The 12,879-nt window shown below is 45.0% G+C and carries 11 protein-coding genes; 1 reads left to right on the plus strand and 10 read right to left on the minus strand.

The window, feature by feature from the left end; translation table 11 throughout:
* Positions 1-66 precede the first annotated feature (66 nt).
* The 7 genes from rpsA to A6D97_RS10730 form a co-directional block, all read right to left on the minus strand.
* Entirely contained in the window at positions 67-1,737 is a 1,671-nt protein-coding gene (gene rpsA / locus A6D97_RS10700) for a 30S ribosomal protein S1 (protein WP_010439921.1), read from the minus strand.
* Positions 1,738-1,843: 106 nt separating this feature from the next.
* On the minus strand, positions 1,844-2,524 hold the full coding sequence (cmk, locus tag A6D97_RS10705; RefSeq protein ID WP_017060237.1) for a (d)CMP kinase: 681 nt from the start codon (positions 2,522-2,524) through the stop codon (positions 1,844-1,846).
* 292 nt (positions 2,525-2,816) lie between these two features.
* Positions 2,817-3,563 (minus strand): 3-deoxy-manno-octulosonate cytidylyltransferase, encoded by a 747-nt coding sequence (gene kdsB, locus A6D97_RS10710; RefSeq protein WP_065584347.1) that lies wholly within the window; start codon positions 3,561-3,563, stop codon positions 2,817-2,819.
* Positions 3,563-3,742: a Trm112 family protein gene (locus tag A6D97_RS10715; RefSeq protein ID WP_004736429.1), complete on the minus strand. Its 180-nt coding sequence runs from the start codon at positions 3,740-3,742 to the stop codon at positions 3,563-3,565. The genes kdsB and A6D97_RS10715 overlap by 1 nt, the downstream gene beginning before the upstream one ends.
* The gene (gene lpxK, locus A6D97_RS10720) at positions 3,723-4,730 is read right to left on the minus strand and encodes a tetraacyldisaccharide 4'-kinase (protein ID WP_029235494.1); all 1,008 of its coding nucleotides are present in this window, start codon (positions 4,728-4,730) and stop codon (positions 3,723-3,725) included. Before lpxK ends, A6D97_RS10715 begins: the two co-directional genes overlap by 20 nt.
* Before the next feature lie 13 nt (positions 4,731-4,743).
* A complete protein-coding gene (gene msbA / locus A6D97_RS10725; RefSeq protein WP_065584348.1) occupies positions 4,744-6,492 on the minus strand; it encodes a lipid A ABC transporter ATP-binding protein/permease MsbA in 1,749 nt (582 codons plus the stop codon).
* 31 nt (positions 6,493-6,523) lie between these two features.
* Entirely contained in the window at positions 6,524-8,854 is a 2,331-nt protein-coding gene (locus tag A6D97_RS10730) for a DNA internalization-related competence protein ComEC/Rec2 (RefSeq protein ID WP_065584349.1), read from the minus strand.
* 17 nt (positions 8,855-8,871) lie between these two features.
* On the opposite strand from A6D97_RS10730, the gene A6D97_RS10735 reads away from it, so the two are divergent.
* A complete protein-coding gene (locus A6D97_RS10735; protein WP_017065303.1) occupies positions 8,872-9,384 on the plus strand; it encodes a DUF2062 domain-containing protein in 513 nt (170 codons plus the stop codon).
* A gap of 224 nt (positions 9,385-9,608) precedes the next feature.
* Here A6D97_RS10735 and lolE read toward each other — a convergent pair whose 3' ends face one another.
* The 3 genes from lolE to lolC are packed head-to-tail and all read right to left on the minus strand — an operon-like array spanning position 9,609 to position 12,747.
* The gene (gene lolE / locus A6D97_RS10740) at positions 9,609-10,853 is read right to left on the minus strand and encodes a lipoprotein-releasing ABC transporter permease subunit LolE (RefSeq protein WP_065584350.1); all 1,245 of its coding nucleotides are present in this window, start codon (positions 10,851-10,853) and stop codon (positions 9,609-9,611) included.
* Positions 10,854-11,546 carry a lipoprotein-releasing ABC transporter ATP-binding protein LolD gene (gene lolD, locus A6D97_RS10745; protein WP_017060230.1) on the minus strand — a complete coding sequence of 231 codons (693 nt, stop codon included), beginning with the start codon at positions 11,544-11,546 and terminating at the stop codon, positions 10,854-10,856.
* Positions 11,539-12,747 carry a lipoprotein-releasing ABC transporter permease subunit LolC gene (gene lolC, locus A6D97_RS10750; protein WP_065584351.1) on the minus strand — a complete coding sequence of 403 codons (1,209 nt, stop codon included), beginning with the start codon at positions 12,745-12,747 and terminating at the stop codon, positions 11,539-11,541. The genes lolD and lolC overlap by 8 nt, the downstream gene beginning before the upstream one ends.
* Positions 12,748-12,879: the final 132 nt, after the last annotated feature.

Raw genomic sequence — 12,879 nt, forward strand, 5'->3', positions numbered from 1 at the left:
AAAAAAAAAGGAGCCTTACGGCTCCTTTCTTGGCTAGATAGCTATAATTCTCTTAATGAGAAGCTATTATTCGCCTTTAGCAGCTTTGAATGCGTCTGCCATTGCGTTACCGAACGCGCCTTCTTCAGACTTGTTCAGTGAAGCCATTGCTTCTTGCTCATCAGCTTCATCTTTAGCTTTGATAGATAGGTTGATTACGCGGTTCTTACGGTCTACACCAGTGAACTTCGCTTCAACGCTGTCGCCAACGCTTAGGATTAGAGATGCATCTTCGATACGGTCGCGAGAAACTTCAGAAGCGCGGATGTAACCTTCAACGCCTTCGATTAGCTCGATAGTAGCGCCTTTCGCGTCAACTGCAGTAACAGTACCGTTTACAAGAACACCTTTCTTGTTGTCAGCAACGTATGCGTTGAACGGGTCGTTTTCCATTTGCTTAACGCCAAGAGAAATACGCTCACGCTCTGCATCTACTGCTAGAACAACAGCAGAGATTTCGTCGCCTTTCTTGTATTCACGTACAGCTTCTTCGCCGGCAGCGTTCCAAGAAATGTCAGATAGGTGTACAAGACCGTCGATACCGCCTTCTAGACCGATGAAGATACCAAAGTCAGTGATAGACTTGATCTTACCAGTAACTTTGTCGCCCTTAGCTTGCATTTCTGCAAATGACTGCCATGGGTTAGCTTTACACTGTTTCAGACCTAGAGAGATACGACGACGTTCTTCGTCGATATCAAGAACCATAACCTCAACTTCGTCGCCAACATTAACAACTTTAGAAGGGTGGATGTTCTTGTTAGTCCAATCCATTTCAGAAACGTGTACTAGACCTTCAACGCCTTCTTCGATTTCAACGAAGCAGCCGTAGTCAGTTAGGTTTGTAACACGACCAGAAAGCTTGTGACCTTCTGGGTAACGCTTAGCGATTGCTACCCATGGATCTTCGCCTAGTTGCTTAAGACCTAGTGAAACACGAGTGCGCTCACGATCGAACTTAAGAACTTTAACTAGGATTTCGTCACCAACGTTAACGATCTCTGATGGGTGCTTAACGCGCTTCCAAGCCATATCTGTGATATGTAGAAGACCGTCAACACCGCCAAGGTCAACGAATGCACCGTAGTCAGTAAGGTTCTTAACGATACCTTTAACTTCAGTACCTTCTTGTAGAGTTTCAAGAAGTTCGTCACGCTCAACACTGTTTTCAGATTCGATAACAGCACGACGAGAAACAACAACGTTGTTACGCTTCTGGTCTAGCTTGATTACTTTGAACTCTAGCTCTTTGTTTTCTAGGTGAGCAGTGTCACGGATAGGACGTACGTCTACTAGAGAACCAGGAAGGAAAGCACGGATACCGTTAAGTTCAACAGTGAAACCGCCTTTAACTTTACCGTTGATGATACCAACAACAGTTTCAGCTTCTTCGCAAGCTTTCTCAAGTACGATCCAAGCTTCGTGACGCTTAGCTTTCTCACGAGAAAGTTGAGTTTCACCGAAACCATCTTCAACAGCGTCTAGAGCTACGTCTACTTCAGCACCAACTTCAACTTCAAGTTCGCCAGCAGCGTTCTTGAATTGTTCAGCAGGGATAGCAGATTCAGACTTAAGACCAGCGTCTACAAGAACGAAACCGTTCTCGATAGCTACTACAGTACCTTTAACGATGCTGCCTTGTTGGAATTCAGTTTCAGATAGAAACTCTTCAAAGAGTTGAGCAAAAGATTCAGTCATTATTTAATCTTCAATAATTAAACGTCCATGGGTATCCTACCGCATGGGGTTGATAAATTCGCCGGTCATCATCCTTGCGACCAACGTTCGTACTAGCTCGGCGAAATTACCCAGCCAGTTTCGATTCAATATAGTGTAGTGCTTTTTCTACTACCTGCTCAATATTCATTGAGGTGGAATCAAGCACTAGAGCATCCTCTGCAGGGCGAAGTGGCGCCACTGGGCGATTACGATCTCGGTCGTCTCGCTCTTGGATCTCGCTCAAAAGGTCGTCAAATTTAACATCTAACCCCTTCTGTTGCAACTGTTTAAGGCGGCGACTCGCACGCTCTTCAGCACTTGCATCTAAAAATATTTTCGCTTCAGCTTCAGGAAACACAACCGTTCCCATGTCACGACCATCTGCAACCAAACCAGGCGCAGCGCTGAATGCACGTTGACGACGAAGCAGTGCTTCGCGAACGCGAGGTAAAGCAGCAACTTTTGAAGCCGCCATGCCTGTCTCTTCTTTACGAAGTTCACCAGACACATCTTCACCTTCTAGGATAACCTTAACTAAGTCGCCTTCAGCAATAAACTGCACGTCTAAGTGTGTAGCAAGCGGTACTAAAGCATCCTCTGATTCAGTATCCACACCATGGTGAATTGCCGCTAAAGCCAATACGCGATAGATCGCGCCTGAGTCTAGAAGATGAAAGCCTAGCTTATCTGCTAGCAACATACACAGGGTACCTTTACCTGCACCACTTGGTCCATCAACCGTAATCACTGGGCTTTGAGAAGGCATCTTTTACTCCACGTTTTGTCGTAAGTTTTATTCTGTACTAGCGATTCGCCACTACTTTATAGGCGGCATATTATAGAGAAAAATTGGAACTCGAGCGAGGTAAATCTCAGATAATTCCGTGTTGATGATGCATAAACCAATGCAACTATCCCAATATCCGTTTGCTTAGGTCAATAAGACACACACGCGCTTTTCGATAGCGCACTTTTCGGTAGATAGAAAAAAGCCTCGCAATAGGCAAGGCTCATGATTTTTCATTTTGTAGAGCAAACAAGAATTCGCTCAAAGAAGCTTAACCAATAATAGCTCGAACCGCTTCTAGGTCTTCAGGCGTATCAACACCAGCCGCAGGTGCTTCCGCCGCAACGTCTACGTGGATTTTTTCACCGTACCAAAGTACTCGTAATTGCTCTAGGCACTCAATACGTTCAAGAGTGCTTGGTTCCCAATTAATGTAGGTATTGATAAAACCCGCTCGGTAAGCATAGATACCAATATGACGAAGCAAAGGAGATTCCGCTGCAGTACCGTTGTTCGCGTAAGCATCGCGATCCCAAGGGATGGTTGCTCGGCTAAAATACAAGGCATAACCGTCTTTATCGGTTACAACTTTAACGGCATTAGGGTTAAACACTTCATCAGCATGAGTGATTTCCACACCTAACGTTGCCATCGGAGCTGTACTGTTAGCAAGATTGTTGGCAACCTGATTAATGATCGAAGGTGGGATAAGTGGCTCATCACCTTGAACATTCACGATAATATGATCATCAGGAATATTCATAACTTCAATCACTTCAGCTAGGCGTTCAGTGCCCGATTCGTGATTCTGTGATGTCATACAAACGGTCGCGCCAAATGCTTTAGCCGCTTTTTCAACTCGAGCGTCGTCGGTAGCGATAATAACGTTATCGGCACCCGCTTTCATTGACTGTTCGTATACCCATTGAATCATCGGCTTTCCACCAATGTCAGCAAGTGGCTTCCCTGGTAAACGGCTCGATTGGTATCTTGCAGGTATAACAACCGTATAAGACATTACTTACCCTCATCCATAGAAACGGTGCGAGCTTCAGGTTCTAAAAGAACAGGAATACCCTCTTTAATTGGGTAAGCAAGGCGATCAATTTTACAAACAAGCTCTTGCTTATCCTTGTCAAAAGTTAGTTTACCTTTACATACAGGGCAAGCAACGATCTCAAGTAGACGGTGATCCATAGTATTCCATAACCTCTTTTATTCTTTTTAAAATTTGCTGTTGCGAATCTTCATCGAACTGCGCAGAAACTGGAAGATACCACCAGTTATCTTGAGCATATTCTTCGCATTTTACAGCGTCTTTTTCTGTCATAATCAGATTCATACCTTTCTTAGCTAAGGCATGAAGTTCATCTTTATCAAAATCTTGATGATCGGCGAAACCCTGTGTGAATACCACATCACCATCAAGATCTTCCAATGTTTTAAAAAAGCGCGGTGGGTGGCCAATACCGGCAAAAGCAACCAGCTTCTGTAATTCTGCCACAGACCTTTTCTGACCAGTCTTTAGGTTAACCGCTTGGCTTGGAAGCAAAGACATCGAGAACTCTCGCCCATGCGCTTTACCGCCATTGTTAACCAAAAAGTCGACTTCATCTAAACGAGATACAGGCTCTCTTAACGGGCCTAAAGGAATTAGGCATTCGCTACCAAAGCGTCTTGCGCCGTCGATAACTGCAAATTCAATGTCGCGTTCAAGCGCATAATGCTGAAGGCCATCGTCAGTGATAATCACATCAACACCTTTGCTCAGCAATGCTTTCACTGCGTTAGCTCGCACAGGGTCGACTGCGACTGGCGCACCAGTTCGCTTACGAATCAAGCGAGGTTCATCACCCGAATGCTCTGCTGGCGTATTTTCATTCAACACTAACGGATAGCTTGGTGCTTTTGCACCGTAACCACGAGACACAACTCCAGGTTTAAAGCCGTGAGCCTGAAGCATTTCTACTAACCAAATCACAACCGGGGTTTTACCATTTCCACCAGCGGTAATATTGCCCACAACAATAACAGGTAAAGGCGGGCGGTAGGTCTCTTTCTTCCCAGAGAGGTAAGCATCACGACGTTGACCACTAATCAATTTGAACAGCAGACTCAGTGGCCACAATAGCGGCCAGAGAAGATATTTCAACGGGTGATTGTTAAACCAAATCTTTTCGATCACAACAAAACCTAATTTATCCGCTGAACTGAATTCGGTGTAATTGTGCATAAGCACCATCATGCGCGATTAGCTCAGCATGTGCGCCCCTTTCTACAATATGACCATCATCAACCACTAGAATCTCATCAGCTTGCTCGATCGTAGAGAGTCGGTGTGCGATAACTAATACTGTTTTGTCTTTCTGCAGTTCTTCTAGTGCAGATTGAATCGCTCTCTCTGACTCGGTATCCAGTGCAGACGTTGCCTCATCAAGAATCAAAACTGGTGCATCTCTCAATAGCGCTCGTGCAATCGCAATTCGCTGTCTTTGACCACCTGATAGATTACCACCATTCTCGCCAACAACCGTATCAATACCGTTTTCCATGTTTTCGATAAACTCACTCGCATGGGCAAGTTTAGCTGCATGTTCAATCTGTTCGCGGGAATATTCATCGTGTGCGGCGTAAGCGATGTTGTTCGCGACCGTATCATTAAATAGGTGCACATTTTGAGATACAAGAGCAAAGTGCTCCCGCAGGTTTCTCAATTCGTAATCACGAATGTCGTGGCCGTCAAGCTCAATTGAACCTGAGTCTACATCATAAAAACGAGTAAATAGGTTGGCAATGGTACTCTTGCCCGAGCCAGAACGCCCAACAAGCGCAACCGTTTTACCTTTCGGTATATTGAAGCTGACCTTATCAAGTGCTGGTTTCTCTGCTCCTTCATAAGTAAACGTGACATCTTTTACTGCAACTTCACCCGTTACAGATTCAGGCTTCAACGTCCCTTTGTTTTGCTCAGTATCTAGATCCATCAAACCAAATAGAGTTGTACTCGCTGCCATACCGCGTTGGAACTGAGACGTTACACTAGTTAGTGCTTTTAATGGGCGCATTAAGCCGAACATCGCAGAGAAAATAACAGTAAATGTGCCGGGGGTTAACTCAGCTCGAATAGAGTCAAAGCTAGCTAAGATCAACACAGTCACAACGGCAACAGACGCAATCATCTGAATTATTGGGTTAGCGGCTGCTTGTGCTGTTACTAACTTCATACTCTGTTGGCGCATTTGGTTACTAACTTGATCAAAACGTTGCTTCTCTATGTCTTGACCACCATAAGTTAGAACTACTTTATGTCCTTTCAACATTTGCTCTGCAGACGACGCCACATGGCCCATACTTGTCTGCATATTTTTAGAGATCTTTCTGAATCGCTTAGAAACTATGGTAATAGCCCAAGCGACAACGGGTGCGACAGCAAATAGAACTAGAGACAACTGCCAGCTATTCCAGAACATCAGCGTCAACAAGCCAATAATACTTGCACCTTCACGGACAATACTGACTAACGCCTTACTGGTTGCTGCAGACACTTGCTCTGAATCGTAAGTAATTCGAGATAGCAATGCGCCTGTCTGTTCTTTATCGAAGAAAGAAACAGGCATGTGCATGAAATGGCTGAAAATTTTACGACGAATTTCCATCACCACATTGCCAGAGACCCAGCTCAAACAATAGGTTGAAACAAAGCCACTGACACCACGAATAAACATCATGGCAAAGATAATAATAGGGAGCGTGCGTAAAAAGTCAGATTCAGCATTACCAAAGCCTTCATCAAGTAACGGCTTTAGTAAGGAAATCATATAGGTATCAGAAACGGCATTTATGATAAGCGCAATTACCGCAACACCTAGGCCGGCCTTATATAGTCGAATATAAGTCCAAAGTCTTTTAAATGTGACCCAGGTAGTTTCATCTGTTTGTGTTGACATAGAATCGCTTAATTTTCTCACAATAATCTCTCTATTCTACTCCCTTACGGAGCATCTGCCTATACCACTGCCCGCCTTGTTGTTCTCTAATCGCATGATACTGCCAACCTTCTTTGCCAAGAGTGATGGTTATTTGTCCGCTTTCTCCAGTATCAAGCCAAGTACTCCCCGCTTCCTGATAGCGTTCAATAACAGACTCACTCGGCATTCCCCACTGGTTGCCTTTGGCAAGAGAAGCTATCGCCAGCTGAGGAGACACCGCCTCAATAAACGACTTAATCGATGACGAATCGCTGCCATGATGCGGAACCAACATAACATCACTCCTTAGCTGTTCTCCTTCACGAGCAAGTAACCACTCACTTACCAGTTCAATATCACCAGTGAGCAACATTGAGAAATCAGCACTATGATCTGAGATCTTGACCACACACGAATGTGGGTTATACGCCCTCTTTACTTGCTTAGGCGGCCACAACACCTCAAAAACAACATCTTGCCAGTTCCAAACCTCTCCAATAGTACATGTTTGAATATTAGACGGGGCTTGAGTGATAGATTGGCGTTCTTGAATAATGTTCTGACTGGTTCTTATCCACTTTGGCGTATAGTTCTCAAGTAATGCCGGATAACCACCAGCATGGTCAGAATCGAAATGACTCACAATCACGCCTTCTAATTCATAAATCCCCCGCTGATTCAAAGTAGGAATCAACAAAGACTCAACAACCGAGCCTCCTGGCCACGCATTGCCAAGATCATAAACAACAATCTGATTGTTCTTTTCCAAGACCAAAGACAACCCATGCCCAACATCCAAGATATCAATAGTTAGTTTGTCTTGCTGGGGTTTGCTGAACTCCCACCACAGCACAAACACTGCAGTTACCAATATCGATAATGTTCGCTTGAAATACCGACTAACAAAGCTCAAAAACAAGATAAGGAATACTGATAATGCAATCGTCTGATTATCGACTTGGATCCAAAATCGCTCAGAGAAAGGAAGACTAAATACGAGAGGCTCAAGCGATAAGTCGACTAACTTCCACAGCTGACTGACCAAATCATTGTCTAGCGCTGTTATACCAACCACGCCAGACACTGACTCCGATATTAAGCTTAGAAACATTGCCAGAAACAACAGCGGGATCGTCACCATCGATACCCAAGGCAAAAGGAACAAGTTGTAGAAAACAGAGACTAAACTGACTCCTTTGAAAAACAACATCGAGGAAGGCGCGATAAGGAATGTCAGCATCAGTTGAAGCTTAATAAGTTGGAGTGCGTGGTCGATAAATGTAAAGCTTGAAGCTGAGCGCTGAGTATTACAGGCGATATAGAAAACAGCGCCCAATGCACCAAAGGACAACCAAAAACTGCTCGACAAAGCTGAAAACGGCCAAATCAGCAGAACCACGCACACACTTAAAGTAACATACCGAAGCAAACTGATATTTTGCCCACGCCACAAGAAATAACTCGCGATAACGCACATCACCAAAGCTCTCAAAGTTGGCAGCGTGAATCCAGCAAACCAACTATAGAAATACGCCAAGCCGAGCCCGAATATTGTAGGTAACCAAAGAAATGAAGGGGAAAGTAACCTTAATATCTTGCCAATCTGATAGCCGATACCAAAGGCAATCCCAATATGCAGCCCCGAAATAGCCATCAAGTGAATCAGGCCACTGCTTTTAAGCATATCCCACCGCTGAGGCGGAATAAGGTCTCGATATCCAAAACTCAAAGCGATAATGAGATCTTGATTTGCCAGCAGACTTAACCTTTCAAGGCTGGCTTCAAACCATTGGGCGCGTAAGTTGGTGCTAGAATGAATTCGGTACTTGGTATCTGCTCTGTAAGTTGCATTGGCAACCACGCCAGCACTAAACAAGTACTTTTCTCGGTCAAAGCCGGCTTCGTTGAGTTTGCCCCATATCGGCTTTATTGAGGCCGATAAATAGACATCATCTCCAAGCGTTAGCTTGAAAGGAGTAAACAAACGCAATTTTATCAATTGAGGAAAGATTAATTTTTCGCCGCCAATTGATCTGACTACTATTACGCTTTCAAAACCGTGGCTATTTTCACTAAAAAGGCTAACAACCGACGCATTTATGGTAGTATTCTGCCCTGATTGGAATAAGCGACTCGTTTGTATTTCAATCGCATTCCCTAGGCAGATAACTAGTATCAATGCTGTTACTGGACCTCTTGCACTCCGGAAAACGCTATACTTTGTTGGTGCTAGCAGTAACAACAGCATCAATGGTGCCCAAACCCAATGTGGCATCACAGGCCAGAAGCTGGCAGACACAACTGTCGCAGCAAATGAAATCAAGAACCAAGTGTTAAACAAGAGAGTAGCTTCCTCCTATGCCAAGAAAGTTTATCAAACGATTTATGCCTGACCATGATCTAATCAAGCGTCAGAAAGCATTGAAAGTTTTTGGCAATGTTTTGTACAACCCCAACTTATGGTGCCTTAATCGTCGCTCTGCGGCTGGCGCGTTTGCTGTTGGGTTATTCATGGCGTTTGTCCCTCTACCAAGTCAAATGATTATGTCTGCAGGCCTTGCTGTCGCATGTGGCGTTAACCTGCCTTTAGCTGTCGCACTTGTTTGGATCAGTAACCCGGTTACCATGCCTGTTCTCTTCTACTTTGCTTATAAAGTCGGGGCGTTTGTTATGCATGTGCCACCGCAAACCTTCCATTTCGAATTGTCTTGGGACTTCATCTTGGCGCAAATGAGCACTATAGGGCCTCCGTTCTTATTGGGTTGTCTGATTTGTGGCGTGGTTTCAGCAATGATTGGCTACTTTGGTATTCGCGGTTTATGGCGCTACTCAGTAGTAAGAAGTTGGAAGAAGCGACAAGCAAGGCACTGAACGCCATTTCTTGTTATTCAATCTAACCTTGTATGCGCTTCACTTAAAACGTACACAAGTTAAAATCGGATGAGCTACTTACCTCTGCAAGATTGGCATGTAACGAAAGTCGTAAAGAACACGAATTGAATTCAATAAAAAAGGATCCCATCAGGGATCCTTTTTTGTTTATGCCGTTAGTCTATCGCGCAACGTGACGTTTACTTAGCGTATAACTTCGAAAATTACTTCGAGCTAAGCACCGAGGCCGGGTTTAGCTTAGCCGCTCGTGAGGCTGGATACCATGTCGCCAGTAAACTCAGCACAATCGCAGTGCCGGAAACCACAACAACATCCGTCATATCAAGTTGTGATGGCAAGAAGTCGACAAAATAGATATCACCGGACAAGAACTGGTGATCGACCAACTTTTCAAGTCCTTTGATTAGTGTCGTGAGATTAAGAGCGACTAGCACACCTATTGCACTGCCCACTAAACTGCCTAACACGCCTGAGAATACGCCCTGCCAAACAAAGATGCGCTTCACAAGGCCGTCTGATGCACCCATGGTTCTTAAAATCGCGATCTCTGATGCTCTGTCTTTTACTGCCATCATTAGCGTCGAGACAATATTGAAACAAGCCACACCAATAACCAGTACCATCACCAGATACATGATGGTACGAACGAGTTGGATATCTCGATACAAGAAACCAAACTTCTGCTGCCAGCTTCGTAGATACACATACACATCAAGCTGATTGCCCACTTCACGCACAATAGAGTTCGCGTTCAGCACATCGGTCACTTTTAAAGAGACTCCAGTTACCGCCTCACCTAAGTTGGCGTAGACCTGAGCATCACCAATCGGAATCAGAGCCAAGCTGTGGTCAATCTGGCCATTAAGCGTCAGCAAGCCAACCACTTTCACTCGAACACGCTTTGGCGCCTGAACCTTCACAGAACCGTTTACCGCTGGAATCATCAAAGTCAGATAATCACCGACTTTCGCACCCAGCACATTCGCTACACCAGAACCTAAGATGATTTGTTGTTGCCCTGCTTTAAACTCACTCCAAGCTTGCTTATCGATAAAACTCGACAGGCTCGATACTTGTTGCTCAAGTTGTGGGTCAACGCCGCGAACTTCAATTGCTTTGAGTTCTTTGCCCTTTTCAGCAAGCGCTGTAATTTTTACATAAGGCGCAGCAGCAACGACTTTATCGTGCTTAATCGACTCCTCAATCACGTGCTCCCAACGAGTCACAGGCTCATTCACGCCTTCAAATTCACCATGAGGAATGACAGAAAGTACTCGTGATTGAAGCTCTCGCTCAAAGCCATTCATCGCAGATAAGCCGATAATGATCACCGCGACACCAACCGCAATACCAATGGTCGAAGACAATGAGATGAACGACACCATCTTGTCTCGTTGTTTCGCACGGCTAAATCGGCCGCCTATCAATAGAGATAAAGAGGAAAACACTTAGCTCTCCTCTTTTTCTACGTTGACCAGTAAACCATCTTGCATGTGAAGTTGGCGATCCATCTTACCGGCAAGTTCACCATCGTGAGTCACGACCAAAAAGGCAGTATCGTATTCACGGTTCAGTTCACGCATTAAGTCGTAAATAGACAGTGCGGTGTTATGGTCAAGGTTACCGGTTGGTTCATCCGCCAACACTAGCGCAGGCTTATTCACCAATGCACGAGCAATCGCCACACGTTGCCTCTCGCCACCAGAAAGCTCTGAAGGTCGGTGGTCCACGCGGTGACTCAATCCAACTTTGTCCAACAAACGTTGTGCTTCTTGCTTTGCTTTAGCGGGCTTTTCGCCGCCAATCAATAACGGCATCGCCACGTTTTCTAAAGCTGAAAAGTCAGATAGAAGATGATGGAACTGATACACAAAGCCAAGATGCTGGTTGCGAAGCTTCGCCTGCTTATTCGAACTCAAAGATGCTAAATCTTGACCAAGAAAACTCACACTGCCCGCAGAAGCATCGTCTAATGCGCCTAAGATATGCAGTAAGGTACTTTTGCCCGAGCCAGAGGTACCGATGATTGCTACTAGCTCACCCTTTTCGATGTCAAAGCTGACTCCCTTGAGCACCTCAGTATCTAACGAGCCTTCACGGTACGTTTTACGGATATCATTACATTGAAGAAAATTACTCATAACGAAGGGCCTCAGCAGGTTTCACAGACGATGCACGATAAGAAGGGAATACAGTGGCAATCAGGCTAAGTGCAATAGCCAGAACCACAACAACAGCGATTTGAATTGGGTTAATCAAAATAGGTAACTGACCACCAAACGAGAATAGAGCAACACCCATCGCTTCTAAAATCGGGTTAAGGTTCATTGCCAGAACAACACCTAGTGCGCCGCCGGATAGTGCGCCAATCACGCCACTACTCGCGCCCTGAACCATAAAGATGCCCATCACTTGGCCGTCAGTCATGCCCTGAGTTTTAAGTATCGCGACCTCAGATTGTTTCTCCATCACCACCATAATCAGCGCAGAGATAATATTAAATGCAGCAACCCCGATGATCAGACCAAGCATTAGGCCCATCATGTTTTTCTCCATACGAACCGCTTGGAACAGCTCGCCACGTTGGTCACGCCAATCGCTCCACAACCATCCATCAGGTAAGGGTTGGTTCGATAGTTCCGCGACTTCAAATGGGTCTTCAAAAAACAGTCGCCAACCTGAAATGGTGTCTGACTTATAACGCATCAAACGCCCAGCATCTTGGATATCCGTCACCATAAGTTGGGCATCAATATCCGAGCCCGTATTAAAGATACCAGCTACGGTGAAATTACGTTGGCTAGGAATACGCCCCAATGGTGTGTATTGACTCGCGCTGGTCACCATTAGACGAACTTTGTCGCCCATCGATACTTTTAGGTTTCTCGCCAGAGTATGACCAAGAAACAGCTGATATTGCCCAGCTTGAAGTGAAGACAAGCGACCCGCGATTAAGTGGTCTTGAAGTGGATCATCAGAATTGGGTTGGATGCCAATCAAAAGGCCAGCAGAAAGCTGAGCAGGGCTCTGAATCACTGCCTCACTGCGAACAATCGGTTCAACATGACCATTAAGCGAAATTTGTTCTGCGAAGCTTGGGGCTTTTTCAGAAAGTGAGGTCGTGCCTCCTTGTTCATAAACCACCGCTTGAGGAAGAACACCAAGAATTCGGTCTTTTAACTGCGCTTCGAATCCATTCATTACCGATAAAACAGTAACCAAAGACAGCACACCAATGGTGATACCTGCCGTCGACATATAAGAAACAAAACGGCTAAAGCGATCACCTGAACGGCCTTTCAAATAGCGTAGGCCAACAAACAACGAAATAGGATGAAACATACTTTGAACCATCTAAAGGGGATGCGGGTTAATGTAACGGGTATTGCTGTTACTGTGTAGGGGTTAATTGAAAATATAGAGTGAATTAACTCAATTAGTTAGGCTTGAAAAACAGAACCTTGTCAAATAGCC

Source organism: Vibrio sp. ZF57, from assembly GCF_001691235.1.
GTDB classification, from domain to species: domain Bacteria; phylum Pseudomonadota; class Gammaproteobacteria; order Enterobacterales; family Vibrionaceae; genus Vibrio; species Vibrio crassostreae_C.